Genomic DNA, 24,776 nt, shown 5'->3' with positions numbered 1-24,776 from the left:
GGGGAAAACCATGACCACTGAACAACATCAGGAAATCCTCCGCACAGAGGGCTTGAGTAAATTCTTTCCCGGCGTAAAAGCGCTGGATAACGTTGATTTCAGCCTGCGGCGCGGTGAAATCATGGCGCTGCTGGGCGAGAACGGCGCGGGGAAATCGACGCTGATCAAAGCGCTGACCGGCGTTTATCACGCCGATCGCGGCACCATCTGGCTGGAAGGCCAGGCCATTTCGCCAAAAAATACCGCCCATGCCCAACAGCTGGGGATCGGAACGGTATACCAGGAAGTGAACCTGCTGCCGAACATGTCAGTGGCGGATAACCTGTTTATTGGCCGTGAGCCACGCCGCTTTGGCCTGCTGCGGCGCAAAGAGATGGAGGCACGGGCGACAACGCTGATGGAATCGTACGGCTTCTCCCTCGACGTCCGCGAGCCGCTGAACCGCTTTTCCGTCGCCATGCAGCAGATCGTCGCGATTTGTCGTGCCATCGATCTCTCTGCGAAGGTGTTGATTCTTGACGAGCCCACCGCCAGCCTCGATACCCAGGAGGTGGAGATGCTCTTTACCCTGATGCGCCAGCTGCGCGATCGGGGCGTCAGCCTGATCTTCGTCACGCACTTCCTCGATCAGGTGTATGAGGTGAGCGATCGCATTACGGTGCTACGCAACGGCAGCTTTGTCGGCTGCCGTGAAACCCGCGAACTGCCGCAGATCGAGCTGGTCAAAATGATGCTGGGTCGCGAGCTCGAAACCAATGCCCTTCAGCGCGCAGGCCGCACGCTGCTGAGTGATAAACCGGTCGCTGCCTTCAGCGATTACGGCAAAAAAGGGGTCATTTCGCCGTTTAACCTGGAAGTGCGGCCCGGTGAAATTGTCGGTCTGGCGGGCCTGTTAGGCTCCGGGCGAACCGAAACTGCCGAGGTGATCTTCGGGATCAAGCCTGCGGACAGCGGCAGCGCGTGGATCAAGGGCAAACCGCAAACCTTGCGATCGCCGCATCAGGCCTCCTGCCTGGGGGTGGGCTTCTGCCCGGAAGACAGGAAAACGGATGGCATCATTGCCGCGGCCTCGGTGCGGGAAAACATCATTCTGGCGCTACAGGCGCAGCGCGGCTGGCTGAGGCCGATCCCACGCAAAGAGCAAAACGCCATTGCCGAGCGCTTTATCCGCCAGCTCGGCATCCGCACCCCGAGCGCGGAACAGCCCATTGAATTTCTCTCCGGCGGTAACCAGCAGAAAGTGCTGCTGTCACGCTGGCTGCTGACCAAACCCCAGTTCCTGATCCTCGACGAACCGACCCGCGGCATTGACGTGGGGGCGCACGCCGAAATTATCCGCCTTATCGAAACCCTGTGTGCGGACGGGCTGGCGCTGCTGGTCATTTCGTCTGAGCTGGAAGAGCTGGTGGGCTATGCCGATCGCGTCATCATTATGCGCGATCGCAAACAGGTGGCAGAGATCCCGCTGGATAAGCTGTCCGTTCCGGCAATCATGAATGCCATCGCGGCATAAGGAGTGAATCGTGATGCCCCGTTCGCTTTCGCAAACCGGTGAGACAAAGCGCCGCTTTAGCTGGCCAACCGGCACGCCGCAAATCGCGGCGCTGCTGGTGGTACTGCTGGTAGATAGCCTGGTCGCGCCGCATTTCTTCCAGATTATTGTTCAGGATGGCCGCCTGTTTGGCAGCCCGATAGACATTTTAAACCGTGCCGCGCCCGTGGCGCTGCTGGCCATTGGGATGACGCTGGTTATCGCCACCGGCGGGATTGACCTCTCCGTCGGCGCGGTGATGGCCATCGCCGGGGCCACGGCAGCCTCAATGACCGTGGCCGGGCACAGCCTGCCCGTCGTTCTGCTGGCGGCATTAGGCACCGGCGTACTGGCAGGATTATGGAACGGCATTCTGGTGGCGGTGCTGAAAATCCAGCCTTTTGTCGCCACACTGATTTTAATGGTAGCCGGACGCGGCGTGGCGCAGCTCATTACCTCCGGTCAGATTGTCACCTTCAACTCGCCGAGCCTGGCGTGGCTGGGCAGCGGCAAGCTGTTTTTCTTCCCCACGCCGGTCATCATTGCCCTGGTGACGTTAGTGGTGTTCTGGCTCTTCACCCGCAAAACGGCGCTGGGGATGTTCATTGAAGCCGTCGGGATCAATATTCGTGCGGCACGCAACGCCGGGGTCAACACGCGGCTGATGGTCATGCTGACCTACGTGCTGAGCGGCGTGTGCGCCGCCATCGCCGGGGTCATCGTCGCGGCGGATATCCGCGGGGCCGACGCCAACAACGCGGGACTCTGGCTGGAGCTGGATGCGATCCTGGCGGTAGTGATCGGCGGTGGGTCGCTGATGGGCGGGCGCTTTAACCTGCTGCTCTCGGTGATTGGCGCGCTGATCATTCAGGGAATGAACACCGGGATCCTGCTCTCCGGTTTTCAGCCGGAACTCAACCAGGTGGTGAAAGCCGTGGTTGTGCTCTGCGTGCTGATCGTCCAGTCACCGCGCTTTGTCAGCATCATTAAGGGGATCCGTGGCCATGATAAAACGTAATTTACCGTTAATGATCACCCTGGGCGTGTTTGTGCTGGGGTATCTCTACTGTCTGACGCAGTTTCCGGGGTTTGCCTCGACGCGTGTGATTTGCAATATCCTGACCGATAACGCCTTTTTAGGCATCATCGCCGTCGGCATGACCTTTGTGATCCTCTCCGGTGGGATCGATCTCTCCGTCGGCTCGGTGATCGCGTTTACGGGCGTGTTCCTCGCGAAGGCGATCGGCTTCTGGGGGCTCTCTCCTCTGGTGGCGTTTCCGCTGGTGCTGGTGATGGGCTGTGCGTTTGGTGCCTTTATGGGACTTTTAATCGACGCGCTGAAAATCCCGGCCTTTATTATTACGCTCGCGGGAATGTTCTTCCTGCGCGGGGTGAGCTATCTGGTGTCGGAAGAGTCGATTCCGATTAACCACCCGATCTACGACACGCTCTCCAGCCTGGCGTGGAAAATCCCCGGCGGCGGCCGCCTGAGCGCGATGGGGCTCCTGATGCTGGGCGTGGTGGTCATTGGCATCTTCCTTGCCCACCGTACCCGGTTTGGCAACCAGGTTTACGCTATTGGCGGCAACGCCACGTCGGCAAACCTGATGGGGATCTCCACCCGCAGCACCACCATCCGCATCTATATGCTTTCGACCGGGCTGGCGACGCTGGCGGGTATCGTCTTCTCGGTGTATACCCAGGCAGGCTATGCTCTGGCAGGCGTTGGCGTGGAACTGGATGCGATAGCTTCTGTGGTCATCGGCGGCACGCTGCTCAGCGGCGGGGTGGGTACGGTGCTGGGCACGCTGTTCGGCGTGGCGATCCAGGGGCTGATACAAACCTATATCAACTTTGACGGTACGCTCAGTTCGTGGTGGACGAAGATCGCCATCGGCATTTTGCTGTTTATTTTTATTGCCCTGCAGCGCGGTCTTACTGTGCTTTGGGAGAACCGCCAGAGTTCACCGGTTACGCGTGTATAAACATTTTCCGGTAGCGGCCGATACTCTTCTTTTACGCCAAGAAATATCTCGCTACCGGAAATAATATCATGCTTAAAACGCTATCGATTCGTACCGGCTTGCTCTCTTTACTGGCCGTTATGACCCTTCTGCTGCTGATTGTCAGCGGCATTGGTATTTATGCCCTCACACAGAGTTCTTCTTCGCTGCAGCGTATCAACCACCTTCAGGGTGAGCAGATGGTGCAGCTTAATTCTGGCTATACGCTGATCCTGCGCGCGCGCAACGAGGCGGGCCAGGCCGTCCGGCTGATGGAAATCGGCATGCTGGACGATGCGGCCAAAGCGGTGAAAAACATCAATCAGGAAGTCGTTCTGGCCCAGAAAACGCTCAAAGGCGTGATCGACGGCGGCGTGTCTGATGAGCAAGGGCAACAGCTTCTCAATAAAGTCGCCACCAGCCTGGCGACGTATAACCAGCAGGGGATCAACCCGATGCTGAAAACCCTGAATGACCAGAGTGCAGACAGCTATTACGATCTGCTGGAAAACACGTTGATCCCGGTGGCGAAGCAGTTTGATAACGACATGCAGGCGTTTCAGAAATGGAGCGAAGCGCGGGGTCAGGCGGAAGTCAGCGCCGTGCAGGCGAGTAAAACCCGCGTGCTGATCCTGATTATCGTTGCGGCGCTGCTGACGGCAGGTATTATCGTGCTGGCGTGGCTGGTGCTGCGCCATATGCTTCTCAAGCCGCTTTCGGCGTCGATCGCTCAACTGGAGAACGTGGCGGCGGGCGATTTAACCCATACGCTGAATGCGCCAGCGAGCCAGGAGTTTAACCGTCTCAACGCGGCGATAGAGGAGATGCGCCAGTCGCTGATGAACTCGGTTCTGCGGGTACGTGATGCCAGTTCGCAAATTGACACCGGCAGCCGCGAGCTCACGGCGGGGAACCGCGATCTCGCCGAGCGTACGGAATCCACCGCCACCTCGCTGGAGCAGACGGCAGCCAGCATGGAACAGATCACCGCCACGGTGAAACTCAACGCCGATAACGCAGAGCAGGCGCACCAGCTGGCGAAGTCAGTGTCCGACACGGCCGATCACGGCAGCGAAATGGTCTGCTACGTGATTGAAAAAATGCGTGATATCTCCGGCAGCTCGGCGCGCATCGCCGACATCCTGAGCGTGATTGACGGCATTGCCTTCCAGACCAATATTCTGGCGCTTAACGCCTCCGTGGAAGCGGCGCGCGCGGGCGAGCAGGGGCGCGGGTTTGCCGTCGTCGCCGGCGAAGTGCGAAACCTCGCCAGCCGCAGCGCCGATGCGGCGAAAGAGATCCGATCGCTTATCAGTGATTCGCAGACCCACGTTAGCGAGGGCAGCGAGCTGGCCCAGCAGGCTGGTGAAACGATGGATGAGATCGCAACGGAAGTGCTGCGCATGACCAAACTGATGCGCGAGATTGCGACCGCGTCCCAGGAGCAGAGCCGCGGCATTGAACAGGTGAATATTGCGGTGAACCAGATGGACGAAACCGCGCAGCAGAATGCGGCGCTGGTGCAGCAATCCTCCGCCGCAACCCGCTCCCTTGAGGAGCAGTCGCGTCAGCTGATGGAAGCCATGTCATCATTCAAAGTGACGACTCAGACCGCTGCATAATATTTCCCAGCCCCGGGACGTTCTGTGCCGGGGTTTTATTCTTTGCAGAATTAACTGCCGCAATATTATCGTGAATATCGCCCATTAATATTTCCAGCGAACGGGTTAAGGCTAACGCTTTTTCAGTCGGCTCAAGATATAAGCCCTTGCGGAAAAATAATGGCTCATCAAACAGTTGATTAAAACGTTTCAAGGCCAGGCTCACCGCAGGGCGTGACATCTCCAGGCGCACAGAGGCCTTTGCCATGCTGCCGCAGCGGACGATTTCAATAAATACAGGGATAAGATTTAAATCAATACCGGTTGTAGCACGAGAATAATTTTTCATTGCGATTCTGCTCCAGGAAATATCTGTCAAACTGTTATGGAAATAATGCAGGAGCAGTGGTGAATATTAAAGCCTGTTTTTTATAAACACTTATACGTTAAAATATATAAATGACCAGGGGAGCCAGAACGGCTCCCCTGAAGAAAGGTATTACGCGTCCGGGTACTCACGGATAAAACGTTCAACGTCTTCAACCATGTGGTTGTTGCCGACGAAGAATGAACGGCGCTGGTGAAGGCTTTCTGGCACGATATCCAGAATACGCTCTTTACCGTCGCTCGCCTTGCCGCCCGCCTGCTCGGCGAGGAACGCCATCGGGTTGCATTCGTACAGCAGACGCAGCTTCCCGTCAGGGTGGCTTGCGGTGCTTGGATAGAGGTAGATACCGCCTTTCAGCAGGTTACGGTGGAAATCCGCGACCAGAGAGCCAATATAGCGGGACGTGTAAGGGCGCTGCGTCAGTTTATCTTCTTCCTGGCAGAATTTGATGTACTTCTTCACGCCGTTCGGGAATCGGATGTAGTTGCCTTCGTTGATGGAGTAGGTATTGCCCTTCTCCGGGAAGCGCATGCGTTCCTGGCTCAGGCAGAAAACGCCCAGTGAAGGATCGTACGTAAAGGCGTGAACCCCGCAGCCGGTGGTGTACACCAGCATGGTGGAGGAGCCATAAACGACGTAACCGGCAGCCACTTGATTAATGCCTGGCTGCAGGAAATCTTCTTCGGTCACCGGCGTGCCAACAGGCGTGACGCGGCGGTAGATGGAGAAAATGGTACCGACAGAAACGTTAACGTCGATGTTTGAGGAACCGTCGAGCGGATCCATCAGAACAACGTATTTAGCGTGTTCACACCCTTCGAAAACAACAATTTCATCTTCTTCTTCGGAGGCGATACCCGCAACGATGTCGCGCGCGCGCAGTGCAGCTTTCAATTTTTCATTTGCGAACAGATCGAGTTTCTGTTGAACCTCGCCCTGAACGTTCTCGGCACCGCTGGCACCCAGGATATCGACCAGACCGGCCTTGTTGATATCACGGTGGATGATCTTAGCGCCCAGCTTTATTGCCGACAGCAAAGCAGTGAGTTCACCGGTAGCATGAGAGAACTCGTGCTGCTTTTCGACAATAAATTCACCTAACGTTTTCATAACACTTTCCCTGCATCTTTGTGAGTAGAGCGATTGTATGTTCACTAAAACGACTAAAGCCCAACAATCTTAACAAACATTCAAATATTAGCGCAGAGGTGAATCGCGCCAGCAACATACGGATTTACCTGAAATGCGTTTCACAGCCGCTAACATGTGAGTAAAATGTGCGCCACATTGAAGAAGGATAGTGACGTATGCGCATTCATATATTGGGGATTTGTGGCACTTTCATGGGCGGACTGGCAATGCTGGCGCGCTCGCTGGGCCATGAAGTGACAGGTTCGGACGCCAATGTGTATCCGCCGATGAGCACACTTCTGGAGAAAGAGGGGATATCTCTCATTCAGGGCTATGACGCCAGCCAGCTTGATCCCGAGCCGGATCTGGTGATCATTGGCAACGCCATGACCCGCGGCAATCCGTGCGTTGAGGCGGTACTGGAACGCAATATTCCGTTCATGTCCGGCCCGCAGTGGTTGCATGATTTCGTGCTGCGCGACCGCTGGGTTATCGCGGTTGCCGGTACGCACGGCAAAACCACCACCGCCGGGATGGCCACCTGGATCCTCGAAGCCTGTGGCTACAAGCCGGGCTTTGTGATCGGCGGCGTTCCGGGCAACTTTGACGTTTCTGCACGCCTGGGAGACAGCCCGTTCTTTGTTATCGAAGCCGACGAGTATGACTGCGCGTTCTTCGATAAACGTTCCAAATTCGTCCATTACTGCCCGCGAACGCTGATCCTCAACAACCTTGAGTTCGACCACGCGGATATCTTTGACGACCTGAAAGCGATTCAGAAACAGTTCCACCACCTGGTGCGCATCGTGCCGGGCCAGGGGCGCATCATCCTGCCTGAGAACGACATCAACCTGAAGCAGACGATGGCGATGGGCTGCTGGAGCGAGCAGGAGCTGGTGGGCGAGCAGGGCCACTGGCAGGCGAAAAAACTTAACGCCGATGCCTCTGAGTGGGAAGTGCTGCTCGACGGTGAAAAAGTGGGTGAGGTGAAGTGGGGCCTGGTGGGCGAACACAACATGCACAACGGCCTGATGGCGATCGCGGCCGCACGCCATGTGGGCGTTCAGCCTGCGGATGCGGCTAATGCGCTGGGCTCGTTTATCAATGCCCGTCGCCGTCTGGAACTGCGCGGTGAAGCCCACGGCGTCACGGTGTATGACGATTTCGCACACCACCCAACGGCGATTCTGGCGACGCTTGCGGCCCTGCGCGGCAAAGTCGGCGGTACCGCGCGCATTCTGGCGGTGCTGGAACCACGCTCGAACACCATGAAGATGGGCATCTGCAAAGACGATCTCGCGCCGTCATTAGGACGCGCCGATGAGGTCTTCCTGCTGCAGCCGCAGCATATTCCGTGGCAGGTGGCTGAAGTGGCCGATGCCTGCATTCAGCCTGCGCACTGGAGTGCGGATGTGGATGTGCTTGCGGACATGGTGGTGAAAGCGGCCCAGCCCGGCGACCATATTCTGGTCATGAGCAACGGCGGTTTTGGTGGGATCCATCAGAAGCTGCTGGATGGTCTGGCGAAGAAAGCCGAGGCCGCTGAGTAACAAAAGAGCCCGGTGGCGCTAGCGCTTACCGGGCCTACACACTGCACGACCTTGTAGGCCGGATAAGGCGTTTACGCCGCCATCCGGCGCACAACCGCACAGATTACTCTTCGTTCTCAGACAGCTCGCGCAGATACTGGAAAATCAGGCGCGCAGACTTCGGCGGCTTATTCCCTTCTTTCTCTTTCTTCGCGTTGCGGATCAAGGAACGCAGCTGCTGACGGTCAGCATCCGGCCAAAGGTTCAGCACTTCCGGTACGGCATCATCACCCTGTTCAATCAGACGATCGCGGATCTGCTCAAGCTTATGGAAAAACGCAACCTGCTGGTTGTGGCGGTTTTTCAGCTTGTCCAGCGCCTGGCGGATCGGATCGACGTCGCGCTGACGCAGCATTTTACCGATAAGCTGAAGCTGGCGACGACGGCCTTCTTTTTTGATTTTCTGTGCCAGTTCAATGGCATCACGCAGATCCTGGTCGAGCGGGATCTTATCCAGCGCGTTTTTACCCAGTTCTACCAGTTCTCCGCCAAGCTGTTTTAACTCTTCGGCGTCACGTTTAATTTCACTTTTACTGACCCAGATGATCTCATCATCTTCGTCTTCGATGTCATCACCGGGAACGTCGTCGAGCCAGTCTTCGGGCTGCTTAGTCATGTCAGGCTCCTTAAAAAAAGAGGCTAATGTTACCAGTTAAGACGCGCACTGAAAAACGGTTCTCTGTTAGACTTCAGATAACTCTCTCTTACAGTATGGCATTTGCGATGAAAGTAACCTCACAAGTTGAAGCGCAGCGTAAGATTCTGGAAGAAGCCGTCTCCACCGCGCTGATGCTTGCTTCAGAAAAATCAGATGGCGCCGAAGTGGCGGTCAGCAAAACCACCGGCATTAGCGTGAGCACCCGCTTTGGCGAGGTGGAGAATGTCGAATTCAACAGCGATGGCGCGCTGGGGATCACGGTCTATCACCAGAATCGCAAAGGCAGTGCGTCATCTACCGATCTCAGTCCGGATGCCATCGCCCGTACGGTGCAGGCGGCGCTGGATATTGCACGTTACACCTCGCCAGACCCTTACGCAGGCGTGGCGGATAAAGATCTGCTGGCGTTTGACGCGCCGGATCTCGATCTTTTCCACCCGGCAGAGGTCACGCCGGACGAAGCGATTGAACTGGCTGCACGCGCAGAGCAGGCTTCCCTGCAGGCTGATAAACGTATTACCAATACCGAAGGCGGCAGCTTTAACAGCCACTACGGCATCAAAGTCTTCGGCAACAGCCACGGCATGCTGCAGGGCTACTGCTCCACCCGCCACTCACTCTCCAGCTGCGTGATCGCCGAAGAGAACGGCGACATGGAACGCGACTACGCCTACACCATTGGCCGCGCGCTGGGGGATTTACAGTCTCCGGAGTGGGTCGGTAAAGAGTGCGCCGAACGCACGCTGTCACGCCTGTCGCCGCGTAAACTCTCCACCATGAAGGCCCCGGTGATTTTTGCCAATGAAGTGGCGACCGGTCTGTTTGGCCATCTGGTGGGCGCTATCGCGGGTGGCTCCGTTTACCGTAAATCGACATTCCTGCTCGACTCGCTGGGCAAGCAGATCCTGCCGGAATGGCTGACTATCGAAGAGCATCCGCACCTGCTGAAAGGGCTGGCCTCCACGCCGTTCGACAGCGAAGGCGTGCGTACCGAACGTCGCGATATCATCAAAGACGGCGTGCTGACCCAGTGGCTGCTGACCAACTACTCTGCGCGCAAGCTGGGGCTGAAAAGCACCGGTCATGCGGGCGGTATCCATAACTGGCGGATTGCGGGACAGGGCCTCAACTTTGAGCAGATGCTGAAAGAGATGGGCACCGGTCTGGTGGTGACCGAGCTGATGGGCCAGGGCGTAAGCGGCATCACCGGGGATTACTCTCGCGGTGCGGCGGGCTTCTGGGTGGAAAACGGCGAAATCCAATATCCGGTGAGCGAAATTACGATTGCGGGAAACCTGAAGGACATGTGGCGCAACATCGTTACGGTCGGTAACGATATTGAAACACGCAGCAATATACAGTGTGGTTCTGTATTACTGCCGGAAATGAAAATCGCCGGACAATGACAATAGAGATAGCGTTTTCTTAATAATAAAAAAGGAAGTGAGCAATGCGTAAACATCTGTTAGCGATCGTCGCGGCTTCAACGCTGGTTCTTGGCTCTTCTGCGTTTGCTGCCGATCTTGAAGACGACATGGGCATCCTCGGTCAAAACCTGAAGGTGGTGCAGAAAACGGACAATGCGGCTGAAATGAAAGACGCACTGACCAAAATGCGTGAAGCAGCGCTGGACGCCCAAAAAGCGACACCGCCAAAGCTGGAAAGCAAAGCGGCGGACAGTGCAGAGATGAAAGATTACCGCCACGGCTTTGACGTGCTGGTCGGCCAGATCGACGGTGCGCTGAAGCTGGCAAATGAAGGTAAAGTGAAAGAAGCCCAGGCGGCGGCCGAGCAGTTTGTGACTACGCGCAACACGTATCACAAAAAGTATCGTTAATTGGGTGCCTGAGCTGTACGTCCTTCCTCCGTATGCGGAGGCGCATTACGCGCCCCCGCATCTTTGCTCCCTACCGGCCGGAGCGACAATCCATCCGCGCTGTCACTTCAAGCGAGCCGTTTCGAAAACGGATCTCGCACAGTGTTTTCCTCGTCACCAGCGTTAAGATGATTATTGTCAAAGAAATAATCATCAGAACCCCGATACTTGGGTTTCTGCGTTTCATGGATGCCTCCTTGCTTTAAAGCGGGCGAGGTAGCAAACATCACGTGGCTAGACGTGTCGTTTACAGCCCCGTCCTGATTTAAATTCAGGTAGGGGCTTTCCACTTTCCGTCCCATGCCTGAGACGGTCAGTCTCAAGCACCCGTCGCCACTCTAGCGAATCCCCATAAGAAAACCTTATCCACATCACATTTCTACGAGCCCGCTCGGAATCTTTTCCGCTTCGCTTACCCCTTATTTGCCGCGCGATAGCGTGATATTCATCACGTAAATCCAGAGTTTTATCCATATTCAGCGCATTTATGTGGCACAGATCACTGCTGCGGCTCGCCTTTCCACTTCGAAGTGGAAAACAACTCGCTACAAACAATTCCCCCTCAACGTTAGTTTTATTCCAGAGCCATTAACGGGGTAAGACCAGTGATTAACGGAGCGGTAATGAACGACGTTGGGGAACAGACAGTGCAAACAGAGCAGCTCGCGAACACTATGCTGCAGCAGGTTTATGCCCTGCTGGCCCGGCACGACATCATCCCCAATGCAGTACAGGAGCAGATGCTCACCTCCCACGTTCGCGCAATGGCGCACCGGTCCGTGACCGGCGAGCCGCTGCCGGAGGTTGAAGCGGAGCTGTTCGACGAAATTTCACCCGATTCAATGCAACTTGCCCGTGAAGTGGTAGCGCAGTTTGGCAACCTTCCTGATGAAGAAGCCTGGCTGCTCTCCGTTCACTTCGAAGTCGCGAAAGACAACCTTTAAGGAGCAACACATGGAACAGATTACAGTCGTGATTGGCGATCGCCTGGGCAAAGGTCAGAAAGTGGCCGCGGGTGTGGAAAAAGCAGGTGGACGCGCGGTTGTCGTACCGGGTATGGCTGCCGATATGAAGCTCGGTGACGTGATGAAAGCGGAAAACGCCACCTTCGGCATCTCCTTCTGCGGCAGCGGCGGCGCGGGCGCAATTACTGCTCAGACCAAATATGGCTACAAAGCCAAATACGGCATGCGTTCCGTGGAAGAGGGCGTGACCGCCATCAACGAAGGCTGCAACGTGCTGGGCTTTGGCTTTATGGATAAAGAAGAGCTGGGCGAGCGTCTGGTGCAGGCGTGGCAGAAAAAATACGGCGCATAAGCATGAAAGAACAGTTCACAACCACGGTGAGAGTGAAGGGCAAAGGCGACGCCAAAGCGCGCGCCTTTGCTGACGCGCTCAACCACGTTCAGGCCGCGGTGATGAAAGCCTCACCGCATATCTTACTGCGTATTGAGCCACAGGATGTGCAGGTCGTTCAGGCGCAAGAAGCGGTGCGTAAAGAAGCGTTTCTGTTCTTCTTTTTGCGCCGGGAAAGACGCACCTACAGCGTGGAGCTGGATGTGACCGTCAACGTGACCGCCATCAATCTCGACCAGGTGGATTTCGTCACGCAACGCTGATTATTCATAAAAGGGCAGACTGATGTTCTTAATTATATTAATAAAATCGCTCATCATTGGCGGCCTGGTTGGCGTCGGTGTCGGAGCCGGGGCTGCACGCATGTTTCATGCGCCTACCACACAGGGTATGGGCGCGTTTCGTACGTTAGGGGAACTGAACTCCTGTGAAGGGGATCCGGCGTCCCACTTCTCCTTTGGGTTAGGTTTCTTCTTTAACGCCTGGGCCTCTTCCGTGGCCGCAGGGGCTTTCACACAGGACGTTGACCACCGCATCATCCCGAACTGGGGTGCTGCTGCACTGATGATCAAAAACCGTAACGTCGGCGAAACGCTGCACGACCCGCGCAAAATGGCGATTGCCTGCGGCCTGATCGGCATGATCGTCGTGACCTTCCTGAACCTGACCGCCTCCTCCGTGCCGGCTGCGCTTCAGGTCACCGCCGTGAAGGTGCTGGTGCCGGCGGCAAACCTGCTGGTTAACACCGTCATGCCGGTGATCTTCTGGCTGGCGGCCATCGACGCGGGTAAAAAGTCGGGCTTCTGGGCCACCATCTTCGGCGGCGCAGCGCAGCTGATTATGGGCAACGCCGTACCGGGCCTGGTGCTGGGGATCCTGATCGGTAAAGGTGTTGAAGAGAGCGGCTGGAACCACGTTACTAAAGTGATGATGGCGGCTATCGTCCTGCTCTTCGTGCTGAGCGGCTTCTTCCGCGGCTTCGACATGAAGATGATCGAATCCTTCCATCTGACCGTGCCGAACTGGCTCGACATGATCCACAACTCGCTCAGCGGTAAATAACGGAGCCTCTACATGGAACAGAATAAAGGTTTTTGGTATGCCGACTGGTCGTTCCCGATCTTCGTTGGCCTGCTCTCCTCCGGCGTGTTTGCCGGGACGCATATGTACTACCTCTACGGCATCGGCGCGTTTAACGAAGTGGCCTTCGTGGCGATGCTGAAGGCGGGGATTGATACCGGCGTCTACGGCGCGGTCGCGGCGTTCGGCGCAAGCTTCCTGTTCGCCCGTATTATCGAAGGCTCGCTGGTGGGTATTCTTGATATCGGCGGAGCCATTCAGACCGGCGTGGGTCTTGGCGTTCCGGCGCTGCTGCTGGGCGCGGGCATTATGTTCCCGGTGACCAACTTCATTGCTGCGCTGATTACCGGCCTGGTAATTGGCCTGGCGATTGGCTACGTCATCATCCTGGCGCGTAAGTTCACCATCAATCAGAGCAACTCTACCTACGGTGCAGACGTGATGATGGGCGCGGGTAACGCCTCCGGCCGCTTCCTCGGGCCGTTGATTATCCTCAGCGCCATGACCGCCTCCATTCCGATTGGCGTGGGTTCACTCTTAGGTGCGCTGCTGTTCTACATCTGGCAGAAGCCGATTACCGGCGGCGCGATCCTCGGTGCCATGCTGTTGGGCTGGCTGTTCCCGGTCGCCCTTTAATACCCGCGGGCGCTCAGGCGCCCGCCTTATCAGGAGATCCTCATGTTTGATTTACTCCTGCGCCGTGCGCGCCTCACCGACGATACCCTGACCGATATCGCCATTCAGGATGGGAAGATCGCGGCGCTGGGCGAGATTGACGCTCCCGCACATAAAACGGTTGAGCTTAACGGCGAAGTCTTTGTGAGCGCTGGCTGGATTGACTCACACGTCCACTGTTACCCCAATTCCCCGATTTATCACGACGAACCGGACAGCGTCGGCATTGCGACCGGCGTCACCTCCGTGGTGGATGCGGGCAGTACCGGAGCCGACGACGTAGATGACTTCTATGAGATTACCCGCAAAGCCTCAACCGAGGTGTTTGCCCTGCTGAATATCTCCCGCGTGGGGCTGATTGCGCAGAACGAGCTGGCCAATATGGCCAACATCGACGCCGACGCTGTCAAACAGGCGGTGAAACGCCACCCCGATTTTATCGTCGGCCTGAAGGCGCGCATGAGCAGCAGCGTGGTCGGCGAGAACGGTATTACGCCGCTGGAGCGCGCGAAAGCCATCCAGAAAGAGAATGGCGATTTGCCGCTGATGGTCCACATCGGCAACAACCCGCCGAACCTCGACGAAATCGCCGAACTGCTGAGCTCGGGCGACATCATCACCCACTGCTATAACGGCAAGCCAAACCGCATTCTGACGCCGTCCGGCGAGCTGCGTGCCTCAATCACCTCGGCCCTGAAGCGCGGCGTGCGTCTGGACGTCGGCCACGGCACCGCGAGCTTCAGCTTTGAGGTGGCGAAACGCGCCATCGCGATGGGCATTCTGCCGCACACCATCAGCTCGGATATCTACTGCCGCAACCGCATTAACGGCCCGGTGGGCTCGCTGGCGAGCGTGATGTCGAAGTTTCTCGCCATCGGCATGTCATTGCCGCAGGTGATTGACTGCGTAACCGCCAATGCTGCAGACGGCCTGCGCCTGACGCGCAAAGGCCGCATTCAGCCGGGTCTCGACGCTGACCTGACGCTGTTCACGGTTAAACGCCAGCCGACGCTGCTGACGGATGCCGAAAACGACAGCCTGCAGGCTGAACACATTCTGGTGCCGCTTGCCGCGATCCGCGCGGGCAAGGGCTACATGACCGAACAAGGGAGCACGGAACATGCCTTCGATTTATGAGAAATACCATTTAAAACAAGTCATCAACACCTCTGGCCGCATGACGGCGCTGGGCGTCTCCACGCCGCGCCCGGAAGTGGTTCAGGCGGCGATGGACGGCATGAATCACTATTTTGAAATGAAGGATCTGGTCAACAAAACCGGGGAATACATTGCGAAGCTGCTGGATGTGGAAGGGGCGACTGTGGTCTCCTGCGCATCGGCCGGTATCGCCCAGTCCGTGGCGGCGGTGCTGGTCAAAGACAGCGACTGGCTGCTGGAAAATCTGCACGTCACGCCAGTTGAAAACAACGAAATCGTGCTGCCGAAAGGCCACAACGTGAACTTTGGCGCGCCGGTGGGCACCATGGTGGCGCTGGGCGGCGGTAAGCTGGTGGAAGCGGGCTACGCTAACGAATGCTCCGCCGATCAGCTGGCGGCGGCAATTACCCCACGCACCGCGGCGATCCTCTACATCAAATCTCACCACTGCGTGCAGAAAAGCATGCTCAGCGTTGAGCAGGCGGCGGCGGTGGCGCGTAAGCACGATCTGCCGCTGATCGTCGACGCCGCAGCGGAAGAAGATCTGCATACCTACTACCGATCCGGAGCCGATCTGGTGATCTACAGCGGCGCGAAGGCAATTGAAGGGCCAACCAGCGGGCTGGTGATCGGCAAGACCCAGTACGTCGAGTGGGTGAAGCGTCAGACGGCGGGCATTGGCCGCGCGATGAAGGTGGGTAAAGAGGGCATTCTTGGCCTGACCTGCGCCATCGAACATTACCTTACCGCGACCAAGGAGAGCGGTGCCGAGATGGTGGCGAAGATGACGCCGTTTATCGACGCGCTCAACACCCTGAACGGCGTCACCGCGCGCGTGGTCTGGGACAGCGCCGGTCGCGATATCGCCCGTACCGAGATTAAATTTGACGAAGCGACCACCGGCGTCGGCACCGGCGAGCTGGTGAACGCGCTCAAGCAGGGCGAATACGCCATTTACTTCCGTGGCTACAAGGCCAACGAAGGGATTATCGAAGCGGACGTGCGCAGCGTAAACGCAGACCAGCTGAACATTGTGTATCGCCGCATTAGCGAAGTATTAGGACAGGAGAAAAAAGCATGAAACTGACCCCCAACTTTTACCGTGACCGCGTCTGCCTGAACGTGCTGGCAGGCTCGAAAGCCAACGCCAGCGCCATTTACGAGGCGGCGGAAGGCCATGTGCTGGTGGGCGTGCTCTCCAAAAATTACCCGGATGTGGCGAGCGCGGTGGCCGATATGCGCGAATACGCTGCCCTGATTGATAACGCGCTCTCCGTGGGCCTTGGTGCGGGCGATCCGAACCAGTCGGCGATGGTGAGCGAAATTTCCCGCCAGGTGCAGCCGCAGCACGTTAACCAGGTCTTTACCGGCGTCGCCACCAGCCGCGCGCTGCTGGGGCAGAACGAATCGGTCGTCAATGGCCTGGTCTCCCCGACCGGCACCGTCGGGATGGTCAAAATCTCCACCGGCCCGCTGAGCAGCGCAGCTATGGACGGTATCGTGCCGGTTGAAACTGCGATTGCCCTGCTGAAAGATTTCGGCGGCAGCTCAATCAAATACTTCCCGATGGGCGGCCTCAAGTGCCGTGACGAGTACAAAGCGGTAGCGGAAGCCTGCGCCCGTCACGACTTCTGGCTGGAGCCAACCGGGGGAATCGATCTGGAAAATTATGAAGAGATCCTGCAGATCGCTCTGGACGCGGGCGTGAGCAAAATCATCCCGCATATTTACAGCTCAATTATCGACAAAGCCAGCGGCGATACGCGCCCGGAAGATGTGCGCACGCTGCTTGCGATGACGAAGAAGCTGGTGAAGTAAAACCTGCCCCTCACCCTAACCCTCTCCCTTTGGGAGAGGGCCGGGGTGAGGGGAAACACGCCGCACAAACCTGAAGGAGCCACCATGCACACCCGTAACCTGCTTGTCGCTTCACTCTCTTTACTTGCTACCACCGCCGTCGCCCAGAACCAGTATGCCTGGGTGGGTACCTATAATCCGAACGGCGAAGGGCTGTACCGCTTTACCGTTGACCCGCAAAGCGGCGCGCTCGGCAATAAAACGCTGGTCAGCAAGCTGCCGAACGCCGCGCAGCTGGCCGTTTCACGCGACGGCAAAACGCTCTACCTGGCAAGCGAAGTGGAGCAGGGCGTGGTGCAGGCGCTGCGCGTGGGCGATAACGGCGCGCTGAGCGAACTCAATCAGGTGACCTCCGGCGGCGCGGGGCCGGTGTATCTCTCCCTGACGCCGAACGGCAAGCACCTGCTGGTGGCCAACTACGTCAGCGGGTCGATTGCCGTATTATCGGTCAAGGCAGACGGCAGCCTGGGTGACGCCACGGATCAGCACCAGGATCAGGGTGAGCCGGGCGCGGCAAAACCGGAAGCCGCTGCTGAGGGCAGCTTTGCCATCAGCGATCACAACGGCCCTCACGCGCATATGATCGCCGCCGATCCGAGCGGGAAATCCGTGTTTTCCACCGATCTGGGGCTGGATCGCATCTACCAGTACCGCTTTGACGATCGAACAGGCAAGCTGACGCCGAACGATCCGCCGTTTGTCAGCGCCTCCTCAAAAGGGGCCGGGCCGCGCCACTTTGTCTTTACGCCGAAAGGCGATGCCCTGTGGCTGATTAACGAAGAGGCGTCTACGCTGACCCACTATTCGGTGGAGGCAAACGGCACGCTGAGAGAGGGCAAAACGGTTTCTGCACTGCCGGAAGGATACAAAGGCACCAGTTTCGCTGCCGGGCTGGCGTTAAGCGCCGACGGTAAACAGCTGTATGTGGCTAACCGTTTGCATAACAGCATCGGGCACTTTACCGTAACAGCGGAGGGCACGCTGACGCATCAGGATGATGTGTGGACCCGGGGTGATTACCCGCGCACCCTGACGCTCGATAAACAGGGACGCTGGCTGTACGTCATGAACCAGCGCAGCGACAACATTACCCGTTTCCGCGTCGGTCAGGACGGCAAGCTAAGCTTTGAGCCAGACTATACCCCGGTCGGCAGCCCATCCCAGATGGTCATTTCACCTTAAGCCGTAAGAGGACAACGACGTGCGATTCCCGAATCAACGTTTAGCGCAACTTTTCGAACTGTTGCAAAACGAGACGCTGCCGCAGGACGAGCTGGCGCAGCGGCTGTCGGTCTCCACGCGAACCGTCCGTGCGGACATCACCGCCCTGAACGCGCTGCTGGCAAGCCACGGCGCGCAGTTTATCCTGAGCCGGGGCAACGGCTACCAGCTCAAAATTGAGGATGCCGAACGCTATCAGCAGCTGCAGGCCTCCCACCCGCGCGCGCTGCGTATTCCGCGGACCGGGCCGGAGCGCGTGCATTATCTGGTGGTGCGTTTTCTGACCTCGGCGTTTTCCCTCAAGCTTGAGGATCTGGCGGACGAGTGGTTCGTCAGCCGCGCCACGCTGCAAAGCGACATGGCGGAGGTACGCGAGTGGTTCCACCGCTATAACCTGACGCTTGAAACCCGTCCGCGTCACGGGATGAAGCTGTTTGGCAGCGAGATGTCGACCCGCGCGTGCCTGACCGATCTGCTCTGGGAGCTGGCGCAGCAGGATAGCCTGAACCCGCTGGTCACGGACGTGGCGCTCAATGCGGGCGTGGCGGAGCAGATGGTGCCCGTGCTGCACGACGCGCTGACGCGTCATCACATTCGCCTGACCGATGAAGGCGAGCTGTTCCTGCGCCTGTACTGCGCGGTGTCGGTGCGCCGCATTAGCGAAGGTTACCCGCTGCCGGAATTCCATGCCGAAGACGTGGAAGAGAACGTGCGCGAGGCGGCGAAAGATATCGCAGTGACCATCCAGCAACTGGCGGGCAAAGCGCTTTCGCCCTCGGAGGAGAGCTGGCTGTGCGTCCACATCGCCGCGCGGCAGATTCAGGAGATCGCGCCCAGCGCCATTAACGCCGATGACGACGAAGCGCTGGTCAACTACATCCTGCGCTACATCAACACCCACTATAACTACAACCTGCTCAGCGACGAGCAGCTGCATGCGGATCTGCTCACGCACATCAAAACTATGATCACCCGCGTGCGGTATCAAATCATGATCCCGAATCCACTGCTGGATAACATCAAGCAGCACTACCCGATGGCGTGGGATATGACCCTGGCGGCGGTGTCGAGCTGGGGCAAATACACGCCGTACGTCATCAGCGAAAACGAAATCGGCTTCCTGGTGCTGCACATCGGCGTCGGGCTGGAGCGCCACTACAACATTGGTTACCAGCGCCAGCCGCGCGTGCTGCTGGTGTGCGACGCCGGTAATGCGATGGTGCGCATGATTGAGGCGGTGCTGCAGCGCAAATACCCGCAGATTGAGGTTACGCGCACGCTCACCCTGCGCGAGTACGAGCTGGCGGAAATGATTAGCGAAGACTTTGTGATCGCCACCGCCCGCGTCAGCGAAAAGTCGAAACCGGTGGTGACGATCGCCCCATTCCCGACCGACTACCAGTTAGAACAGATCGGCAAGCTGGTGCTGGTGGACCGCACCCGCCCGTGGATGCTGGATAAATACTTCGATGCAGCCCATTTCCGTATTCTCGACAAACCTGTCGACCAGCAAAAGCTGTTCCATGAACTGTGCGCGCAGCTTGAAGGCGAAGGCTTTGTTGGTGCGGAGTTCCTGGATTCGGTCATCGAGCGCGAAGCCATCGTCAGCACCATGCTCGGCGACGGCATTGCGCTGCCGCACTCCCTCGGCCTGCTGGCGCAGAAAACGGTAGTCTATACCGTGCTCGCCCCGCACGGCGTCCAGTGGGGTGACGAAACCGCGCACGTCATCTTCCTGCTCGCCATCAGCAAAAGCGAGTACGAAGAGGCGATGGCGATTTACGATATCTTCGTCACCTTCCTGCGAGAACGGGCGATGTCACGCCTCTGTAGCTGCGGAGATTTTGCCGAGTTTAAGGCGGTGGCGATGGAGAGTTTGAGCCGGTTTTGAGATAAGGGCGGACGGATAACATCCGCCTTTGATCAACGCAGATGATGCACAACCTGGTTGCTGCTGCCGCGCCAGATTAGAGCCGGGTCTTTTAAATCCTGCACGAACTTGCCGTCGACCAGCACGTTAATCAGATCCACGACTTCCCTTTGCTGCGCATTCAGCTCGTCCAGTTTGTAGCCCGTCCAGACCCAGATATCTTTTCCCGAGCACTCGCGGCGAATGCGCTTCACCAGCTTCAAAATATCCGGCACGTTTTGCGGGTGCAGGGGGTCGCCACCGGAGAGGGAAATCCCCTGGCGGTGAATGCGCGTGTCGTTCAGGTCGCTGATGATTTTATCTTCCATCTCCGCGGTGAACGGCATGCCGGAATTAAGGCGCCAGGTGCTTTTGTTGTAGCAGCCGGGGCATTCATGAACGCAGCCTGAGACAAACAGGGTGCAGCGGGTGCCGGGGCCGTTGACGATGTCGACGGGGTAGTACTGGTGATAGTTCATCGCGAATAACCAAGCCGGGTGGCGCTGCGCTTACCCGGCCTACAAAAGAGTGCGGTCCGTAGGCCCGGTAAGCGCAGCGCCACCGGGCATTAACGCGGCAGAGGGTTAACCGATCTGCCCATTCCCTAAATGCTTCACGCGGCGCTTCACCTCTTCCTGCTTGCCGGCGTTAAACGGACGTGCATCCGGGCTGCCGAGATAGCCGCACACGCGGCGGGTGACGGAGACGCGAGCCGCGTCGTGGTTGCCGCATTTCGGGCAGGTAAAGCCTTTGCTGGTGCACTCAAACTCACCGGTAAAACCGCACTCATAGCACTCGTCGATTGGCGTGTTGGTTCCGTAATACGGCACGTGCTGGTAGCTGTAATCCCACACGTCTTCCAGCGCTTTCAGGTTGTGCTGAATATTCGGATACTCGCCGTAGCAGATGAAGCCGCCGCTGGCGATAGGCGGATACGCCGCTTCGAAGTCGATCTTGTCGTACGGGTTCACCTTTTTCTCCACGTCGAGGTGGAAGCTGTTGGTGTAGTACCCTTTGTCGGTCACACCTTCCACAATACCGAACTCGGCGGTATCCAGACGGCAGAAGCGGTCGCACAGGTTTTCGCTCGGCGTGCTGTAGAGGCTGAAGCCGTAGCCGGTCTCCTCTTTCCACTGGTCTACCGCGTCGCGCAGGCGCTGAACGATGGCGATGCCTTTCTCACGCAGCGCGGCGCTGTCGTACATGTGCGTGCCGCCGGCCAGCGCATTGATGGTTTCGTGAATGCCGATATAGCCCAGCGAAATCGACGCGCGCCCGTTTTTGAAGATTTCGGACACGTCATCGTCCGCCTTCAGGCGCACGCCGCAGGCTCCTTCCATATAGAGGATGGGCGCAACGCGGGCTTTGACCCCTTCGAGGCGCGCAATGCGGGTCATCAGCGCTTTACGCGCCAGCTGCAGGCGCTCGTCCAGCAGCGTCCAGAAGGCGTCTTCATTACCTTTCGCTTCCAGCGCGATGCGCGGCAGGTTCAGGCTGATAACGCCCAGGTTGTTGCGTCCGTCGTGGATCTGCTCACCGTTTTCATCTTCGTACACGCCGAGGAAGCTGCGGCAGCCCATTGGCGTTTTAAACGAACCGGTGACCTTCACCACCTGGTCGTAGTTCAGAATGTCCGGATACATGCGCTTGCTCGCGCACTCCAGCGCCAGCTGTTTAATGTCGTAGTTCGGATCGCCAAACTTGTGGTTCAGGCCGTCGCGGATGGCGAACACCAGTTTCGGGAACACCGCGGTTTTGCGGTTTTTGCCGAGTCCGGAGATACGGTTGCGCAGGATAGACTGCTGGATCAGACGCGATTCCCAGCTGGTGCCCAGACCGAAGCCGAAGGTCACAAACGGCGTCTGGCCGTTGGCGGTGTGCAGGGTGTTTACCTCATATTCCAGCGACTGGAACGCGTCGTAGCACTCTTTCTCGGTGCGGGAATGCGCATAGCCGTCAGCGTCCGGGATCTGCCACTCTTCGGCCGTTTTACGGTGCTTGTTGAAGCTGGCCGTCACGAACGGGGCCAGCACTTCATCAATACGGTTAATGGTGGTGCCGCCGTAAATATGGCTGGCGACCTGGGCGATAATCTGCGCCGTGACCGCGGTGGCGGTGGAGATCGACTTAGGTGGCTCAATCTCGGCGTTACCCATTTTAAAACCGTGGGTCAGCATGCCCTTCAGGTCGATCAGCATGCAGTTGAACATCGGGAAGAATGGCGAGTAGTCGAGATCGTGGTAGTGGATCTCACCGCGCTCGTGCGCCGACACCACGTCGCGCGGCAGCAGATGCTGGCGGGCATAGTGTTTGGCGACGATACCGGCCAGCAGATCGCGCTGGGTAGGGATCACTTTACTGTCTTTGTTGGCGTTTTCATTGAGCAGCGCAGAGTTGGTCTGCTCCACCAGGCCGCGAATTTCCTGGTTCAGACGGCCGCGCTTCTCACGCTGAACGTCACGATCGTGGCGATACTCAATGTAGGCGCGCGCCAGCTGCTTGTAGGGGCCCGCCATCAGCTGGTTCTCAACCGCGGTCTGGATCTCGTTGATATCGACCTGGCTGCGTTCATTCATCTGGCTGCTAACGACTTCTGCGACGGTGGCGCAGTAATCTGCGTCATCGACTCCCGCTGCTTTAGCTGCACGCAGAATGGCTTCCTGAATGCGCTCTGATTTAAACGGCACTTTACAGCCATCACGTTTCATCACATGCGGTGTCATGATCACTCCATTTTTTAAAAACAGGTTATCCACAGAGGCGGAGAAGTATTCAGAGGCTGTATTGTCAGCCAGGTGAGAGACTTCCCTCGTTTCTGACCCTTGTTATCCACAATTCCGGAGAGCGGAGTCGCCGTCTTGTTGTTGGAATAGTAGACGATTAATACAAGATGTTGGGTCGGCGTGCATTTTAAGTTCTACATATAGTGATTTGCATCAAACATGTTTGCGATTTATTTGATTCAGAACAAAGTAAAAAGACGAGAGTACAAACGGCGGGCGCTGTAGCGATTGTAAATACGAAAAGGAAAAATCTGATTAATTATTCAACAAAAACAGTAAAGTAAGCCGGGCGCAACGGGTGCGCCCGGCGAAGGCATTACGCCTGTAGCCACCAGACGGCTTCAAACGGGCGCAGCGTCGTTTTCTGCGGTGACGGATAGTTGCTCATCACCGTCTGCCACTGGCCGCTCAGAAGGTCATTCGTCCATTCATGAGGGTTATCGCTCAGGTTCGCCATCACGATCAGGGTCTGTCCCTGCCACCGGCGGCGATAGCACCACAGGGAAGGGTGCTCAGGAAGCAGATCCTCATAATCACCCCACGTCAGCACCGGCAGGGTTTTGCGCAGGCTGATGAGTGACTGGTAGGTGTAAAACACCGAATTCGGGTCATCGAGCGCCGCGCGGGCGTTCACGGTCTCATAGTTATCGCAGACGCCAATCCATGGCTCGCCCTCGGTAAAGCCCGCGTTGTGCGAGGCATCCCACTGCATTGGCGTGCGGCCGTTGTCGCGAGACTTGCTTGCCAGAATCGCCAGGAGTTCGTCCGGTTCGCGGCCGTTGGCCCGCAGTTCGGCGAACATGTTCAGGCTTTCCACGTCGCGGTAATCGGTGATGCGGCTGAAGTGCGGGTTGGTCATGCCCAGCTCTTCGCCCTGGTAGATGTACGGCGTGCCCTGCATACCGTGCAGCACCATGCCGAGCATCTTCGCCGCTGGTACGCGGTATTCCCCTTCGTCACCAAAGCGCGACACGATGCGCGGTTGGTCGTGGTTACACCAGAACAGCGCATTCCAGGCTTTGTTATGCATGCCCTGCTGCCAGTGGCGGAAGAGGGTTTTCAGCGCCACAAAGTCCGGCTTCGCCTTCGTCCATTTTTCGCCGCCGGGGTAGTCCACCTTCAGGTGGTGGAAGTTAAAGGTCATCGACAGCTCGCGTCCGTCGAGGGACGCATACTGCTGGCAGTTTTCCAGCGAGGTCGAGGACATTTCGCCCACCGTCATCAGGTTGCGCGGCGTAAAGACGTCGCGGCTCATCTCCTGCAGATATTCATGAACGCGCGGCCCGTCGGTATAGAAACGGCGACCGTCGCCGATGTCGTCATTTGGGAAACCCTGATCTTTCGAAATCAGGTTAATCACGTCCAGACGCAAGCCGTCCACGCCGCGATCGGCCCAGAATTCGCACACCTTTTTCAGCTCGGCGCGCACGGCCGGGTTTTCCCAGTTGAGATCCGCCTGCTCCGGGGCGAAGAGGTGCAGATAATACTGCTCACTCTCGGCGTGCCAGCGCCAGGCGTTGCCGCCAAACTTGGAGCGCCAGTTGTTGGGAAGCTGCTCCGGCGTGCCGTCGCGCCAGATGTAGAACTGGCGGTACGGGCTCGCTTTGTTCAGCGATTCCCGAAACCAGGCGTGCTGTGTGGAGGTGTGGTTAAACACCATATCCAGCACGATGCGAATGCCGCGTTCGTGCGCCCCGGCAACCAGCGCGTCGAAGTCATCCAGCGTGCCGTAGGCCGGGTCGATAGCGGTGTAATTCGCCACGTCGTAGCCGTTATCCACCTGCGGGGAGATATAAAACGGCGTCAGCCAGATGGCGTCGATGCCGAGGGTTTTCAGGTAGTCCAGACGCTGCGTCACGCCGCGTAAATCACCGGTGCCGCTGCCGGTCGTGTCCTGAAAACTCTTTGGATAGATCTGATAGATGACGCCGTTCTGCCACCAGTGAGGAAGGGTATTCAT

Annotated in this window: 24 protein-coding genes; 17 read left to right on the top strand and 7 right to left on the bottom strand. The window is 57.8% G+C overall.

Annotation, left to right across the window (positions count from 1 at the left end):
- The first annotated feature begins 10 nt into the window (after positions 1 to 10).
- The 4 genes from ytfR to PYW49_RS16945 all read left to right on the top strand — a co-directional run bounded on the left by ytfR (position 11) and on the right by PYW49_RS16945 (position 5,156).
- Entirely contained in the window at positions 11 to 1,513 is a 1,503-nt protein-coding gene (gene ytfR, locus PYW49_RS16960; protein WP_320387027.1) for a galactofuranose ABC transporter, ATP-binding protein YtfR, read from the top strand.
- Between the two features lie 10 nt (positions 1,514 to 1,523).
- Positions 1,524 to 2,549 carry a galactofuranose ABC transporter, ATP-binding protein YtfT gene (gene ytfT, locus PYW49_RS16955; protein WP_166790950.1) on the top strand — a complete coding sequence of 342 codons (1,026 nt, stop codon included), beginning with the start codon at positions 1,524 to 1,526 and terminating at the stop codon, positions 2,547 to 2,549.
- Positions 2,536 to 3,516, top strand: coding sequence for a galactofuranose ABC transporter, permease protein YjfF (yjfF, locus tag PYW49_RS16950; protein WP_320387026.1), 981 nt, complete (start codon positions 2,536 to 2,538; stop codon positions 3,514 to 3,516). The genes ytfT and yjfF overlap by 14 nt, the downstream gene beginning before the upstream one ends.
- A 68-nt stretch (positions 3,517 to 3,584) precedes the next feature.
- The gene (locus tag PYW49_RS16945) at positions 3,585 to 5,156 is read left to right on the top strand and encodes a methyl-accepting chemotaxis protein (protein ID WP_320387025.1); all 1,572 of its coding nucleotides are present in this window, start codon (positions 3,585 to 3,587) and stop codon (positions 5,154 to 5,156) included.
- Here the strand turns inward: PYW49_RS16945 and PYW49_RS16940 are convergent.
- Both PYW49_RS16940 and fbp read right to left on the bottom strand, forming a co-directional pair.
- Complete coding sequence (locus tag PYW49_RS16940) at positions 5,128 to 5,484, bottom strand: helix-turn-helix domain-containing protein (protein WP_320387024.1); 357 nt, start codon at positions 5,482 to 5,484, stop codon at positions 5,128 to 5,130. The genes PYW49_RS16945 and PYW49_RS16940 overlap by 29 nt on opposite strands.
- A gap of 150 nt (positions 5,485 to 5,634) precedes the next feature.
- On the bottom strand, positions 5,635 to 6,633 hold the full coding sequence (gene fbp / locus PYW49_RS16935) for a class 1 fructose-bisphosphatase (protein ID WP_134349464.1): 999 nt from the start codon (positions 6,631 to 6,633) through the stop codon (positions 5,635 to 5,637).
- A gap of 197 nt (positions 6,634 to 6,830) precedes the next feature.
- On the opposite strand from fbp, the gene mpl reads away from it, so the two are divergent.
- Positions 6,831 to 8,204 carry a UDP-N-acetylmuramate:L-alanyl-gamma-D-glutamyl-meso-diaminopimelate ligase gene (gene mpl / locus PYW49_RS16930; RefSeq protein ID WP_134349465.1) on the top strand — a complete coding sequence of 458 codons (1,374 nt, stop codon included), beginning with the start codon at positions 6,831 to 6,833 and terminating at the stop codon, positions 8,202 to 8,204.
- A 103-nt stretch (positions 8,205 to 8,307) separates the two neighbouring features.
- Here mpl and yjgA read toward each other — a convergent pair whose 3' ends face one another.
- A complete protein-coding gene (gene yjgA, locus PYW49_RS16925) occupies positions 8,308 to 8,859 on the bottom strand; it encodes a ribosome biogenesis factor YjgA (protein ID WP_134349466.1) in 552 nt (183 codons plus the stop codon).
- Between the two features lie 95 nt (positions 8,860 to 8,954).
- On the opposite strand from yjgA, the gene pmbA reads away from it, so the two are divergent.
- Both pmbA and cybC read left to right on the top strand, forming a co-directional pair.
- Positions 8,955 to 10,307, top strand: coding sequence for a metalloprotease PmbA (gene pmbA, locus PYW49_RS16920; protein ID WP_134349467.1), 1,353 nt, complete (start codon positions 8,955 to 8,957; stop codon positions 10,305 to 10,307).
- Between the two features lie 44 nt (positions 10,308 to 10,351).
- On the top strand, positions 10,352 to 10,738 hold the full coding sequence (gene cybC / locus PYW49_RS16915; protein ID WP_008501412.1) for a cytochrome b562: 387 nt from the start codon (positions 10,352 to 10,354) through the stop codon (positions 10,736 to 10,738).
- 70 nt (positions 10,739 to 10,808) lie between these two features.
- Here the strand turns inward: cybC and PYW49_RS16910 are convergent, their stop codons facing one another.
- On the bottom strand, positions 10,809 to 10,931 hold the full coding sequence (locus PYW49_RS16910) for a Hok/Gef family protein (RefSeq protein WP_286164385.1): 123 nt from the start codon (positions 10,929 to 10,931) through the stop codon (positions 10,809 to 10,811).
- Positions 10,932 to 11,382: 451 nt separating this feature from the next.
- Here PYW49_RS16910 and PYW49_RS16905 point away from each other — a divergent pair, with 451 nt between their 5' ends.
- The 10 genes from PYW49_RS16905 to PYW49_RS16860 all read left to right on the top strand — a co-directional run bounded on the left by PYW49_RS16905 (position 11,383) and on the right by PYW49_RS16860 (position 20,015).
- Positions 11,383 to 11,721, top strand: coding sequence for a glycine dehydrogenase (locus tag PYW49_RS16905; protein ID WP_134349469.1), 339 nt, complete (start codon positions 11,383 to 11,385; stop codon positions 11,719 to 11,721).
- A 10-nt stretch (positions 11,722 to 11,731) separates the two neighbouring features.
- Positions 11,732 to 12,094, top strand: coding sequence for an SFCGS family glycine-rich protein (locus PYW49_RS16900; RefSeq protein ID WP_023293430.1), 363 nt, complete (start codon positions 11,732 to 11,734; stop codon positions 12,092 to 12,094).
- A gap of 2 nt (positions 12,095 to 12,096) precedes the next feature.
- On the top strand, positions 12,097 to 12,396 hold the full coding sequence (locus PYW49_RS16895; RefSeq protein ID WP_006810338.1) for a DUF4312 family protein: 300 nt from the start codon (positions 12,097 to 12,099) through the stop codon (positions 12,394 to 12,396).
- 22 nt (positions 12,397 to 12,418) lie between these two features.
- Positions 12,419 to 13,195, top strand: a complete 777-nt coding sequence (locus PYW49_RS16890) for a DUF4311 domain-containing protein (RefSeq protein WP_024907277.1) — start codon at positions 12,419 to 12,421, stop codon at positions 13,193 to 13,195.
- A gap of 12 nt (positions 13,196 to 13,207) precedes the next feature.
- The gene (locus PYW49_RS16885; RefSeq protein WP_014068673.1) at positions 13,208 to 13,849 is read left to right on the top strand and encodes a DUF4310 family protein; all 642 of its coding nucleotides are present in this window, start codon (positions 13,208 to 13,210) and stop codon (positions 13,847 to 13,849) included.
- Positions 13,850 to 13,891: 42 nt separating this feature from the next.
- Positions 13,892 to 15,025 (top strand): amidohydrolase/deacetylase family metallohydrolase, encoded by a 1,134-nt coding sequence (locus tag PYW49_RS16880; protein ID WP_320387023.1) that lies wholly within the window; start codon positions 13,892 to 13,894, stop codon positions 15,023 to 15,025.
- Positions 15,009 to 16,127, top strand: coding sequence for a DgaE family pyridoxal phosphate-dependent ammonia lyase (locus PYW49_RS16875; RefSeq protein ID WP_320387022.1), 1,119 nt, complete (start codon positions 15,009 to 15,011; stop codon positions 16,125 to 16,127). The genes PYW49_RS16880 and PYW49_RS16875 overlap by 17 nt, the downstream gene beginning before the upstream one ends.
- Entirely contained in the window at positions 16,124 to 16,864 is a 741-nt protein-coding gene (gene dagF, locus PYW49_RS16870; protein WP_320387021.1) for a 2-dehydro-3-deoxy-phosphogluconate aldolase, read from the top strand. Before PYW49_RS16875 ends, dagF begins: the two co-directional genes overlap by 4 nt.
- Positions 16,865 to 16,948: 84 nt before the next feature.
- Complete coding sequence (locus tag PYW49_RS16865; RefSeq protein ID WP_320387020.1) at positions 16,949 to 18,085, top strand: lactonase family protein; 1,137 nt, start codon at positions 16,949 to 16,951, stop codon at positions 18,083 to 18,085.
- Positions 18,086 to 18,104: 19 nt separating this feature from the next.
- On the top strand, positions 18,105 to 20,015 hold the full coding sequence (locus PYW49_RS16860; RefSeq protein WP_320387019.1) for a BglG family transcription antiterminator: 1,911 nt from the start codon (positions 18,105 to 18,107) through the stop codon (positions 20,013 to 20,015).
- A 32-nt stretch (positions 20,016 to 20,047) separates the two neighbouring features.
- On the opposite strand, the gene nrdG is transcribed toward PYW49_RS16860, so the two are convergent.
- The 3 genes from nrdG to treC all read right to left on the bottom strand — a co-directional run bounded on the left by nrdG (position 20,048) and on the right by treC (position 24,776).
- Positions 20,048 to 20,512: an anaerobic ribonucleoside-triphosphate reductase-activating protein gene (nrdG, locus tag PYW49_RS16855; RefSeq protein WP_320387018.1), complete on the bottom strand. Its 465-nt coding sequence runs from the start codon at positions 20,510 to 20,512 to the stop codon at positions 20,048 to 20,050.
- Positions 20,513 to 20,617: 105 nt separating this feature from the next.
- On the bottom strand, positions 20,618 to 22,756 hold the full coding sequence (gene nrdD / locus PYW49_RS16850; RefSeq protein ID WP_134349475.1) for an anaerobic ribonucleoside-triphosphate reductase: 2,139 nt from the start codon (positions 22,754 to 22,756) through the stop codon (positions 20,618 to 20,620).
- A 376-nt stretch (positions 22,757 to 23,132) separates the two neighbouring features.
- Positions 23,133 to 24,776 (bottom strand): alpha,alpha-phosphotrehalase, encoded by a 1,644-nt coding sequence (treC, locus tag PYW49_RS16845; RefSeq protein ID WP_320387017.1) that lies wholly within the window; start codon positions 24,774 to 24,776, stop codon positions 23,133 to 23,135.

Origin of the sequence: Enterobacter chinensis (genome assembly GCF_034008295.1) — a bacterium.
GTDB classification, from domain to species: Bacteria; Pseudomonadota; Gammaproteobacteria; order Enterobacterales; family Enterobacteriaceae; genus Enterobacter; species Enterobacter chinensis.
Note: the sequence above shows the minus strand (reverse complement) of the source record. Positions and strands in the feature narration are given on the sequence as shown.

Bases quoted from the DNA above. Each gene is read 5' to 3' on its own strand.
- ytfR (WP_320387027.1), top strand. From the start codon at position 11: ATGACCACTGAACAACATCAGGAAATCCTCCGCACAGAGGGCTTGAGT.
- yjfF (WP_320387026.1), top strand. From the start codon at position 2,536: ATGATAAAACGTAATTTACCGTTAATGATCACCCTGGGCGTGTTTGTG.
- PYW49_RS16945 (WP_320387025.1), top strand. From the start codon at position 3,585: ATGCTTAAAACGCTATCGATTCGTACCGGCTTGCTCTCTTTACTGGCC.
- PYW49_RS16940 (WP_320387024.1), bottom strand. From the start codon at position 5,484: ATGAAAAATTATTCTCGTGCTACAACCGGTATTGATTTAAATCTTATC.
- fbp (WP_134349464.1), bottom strand. From the start codon at position 6,633: ATGAAAACGTTAGGTGAATTTATTGTCGAAAAGCAGCACGAGTTCTCT.
- mpl (WP_134349465.1), top strand. From the start codon at position 6,831: ATGCGCATTCATATATTGGGGATTTGTGGCACTTTCATGGGCGGACTG.
- yjgA (WP_134349466.1), bottom strand. From the start codon at position 8,859: ATGACTAAGCAGCCCGAAGACTGGCTCGACGACGTTCCCGGTGATGAC.
- pmbA (WP_134349467.1), top strand. From the start codon at position 8,955: ATGGCATTTGCGATGAAAGTAACCTCACAAGTTGAAGCGCAGCGTAAG.
- cybC (WP_008501412.1), top strand. From the start codon at position 10,352: ATGCGTAAACATCTGTTAGCGATCGTCGCGGCTTCAACGCTGGTTCTT.
- PYW49_RS16910 (WP_286164385.1), bottom strand. From the start codon at position 10,931: ATGATTATTTCTTTGACAATAATCATCTTAACGCTGGTGACGAGGAAA.
- PYW49_RS16900 (WP_023293430.1), top strand. From the start codon at position 11,732: ATGGAACAGATTACAGTCGTGATTGGCGATCGCCTGGGCAAAGGTCAG.
- PYW49_RS16895 (WP_006810338.1), top strand. From the start codon at position 12,097: ATGAAAGAACAGTTCACAACCACGGTGAGAGTGAAGGGCAAAGGCGAC.
- PYW49_RS16890 (WP_024907277.1), top strand. From the start codon at position 12,419: ATGTTCTTAATTATATTAATAAAATCGCTCATCATTGGCGGCCTGGTT.
- PYW49_RS16885 (WP_014068673.1), top strand. From the start codon at position 13,208: ATGGAACAGAATAAAGGTTTTTGGTATGCCGACTGGTCGTTCCCGATC.
- PYW49_RS16880 (WP_320387023.1), top strand. From the start codon at position 13,892: ATGTTTGATTTACTCCTGCGCCGTGCGCGCCTCACCGACGATACCCTG.
- PYW49_RS16875 (WP_320387022.1), top strand. From the start codon at position 15,009: ATGCCTTCGATTTATGAGAAATACCATTTAAAACAAGTCATCAACACC.
- dagF (WP_320387021.1), top strand. From the start codon at position 16,124: ATGAAACTGACCCCCAACTTTTACCGTGACCGCGTCTGCCTGAACGTG.
- PYW49_RS16865 (WP_320387020.1), top strand. From the start codon at position 16,949: ATGCACACCCGTAACCTGCTTGTCGCTTCACTCTCTTTACTTGCTACC.
- nrdG (WP_320387018.1), bottom strand. From the start codon at position 20,512: ATGAACTATCACCAGTACTACCCCGTCGACATCGTCAACGGCCCCGGC.
- nrdD (WP_134349475.1), bottom strand. From the start codon at position 22,756: ATGACACCGCATGTGATGAAACGTGATGGCTGTAAAGTGCCGTTTAAA.
- treC (WP_320387017.1), bottom strand. From the start codon at position 24,776: ATGAATACCCTTCCTCACTGGTGGCAGAACGGCGTCATCTATCAGATC.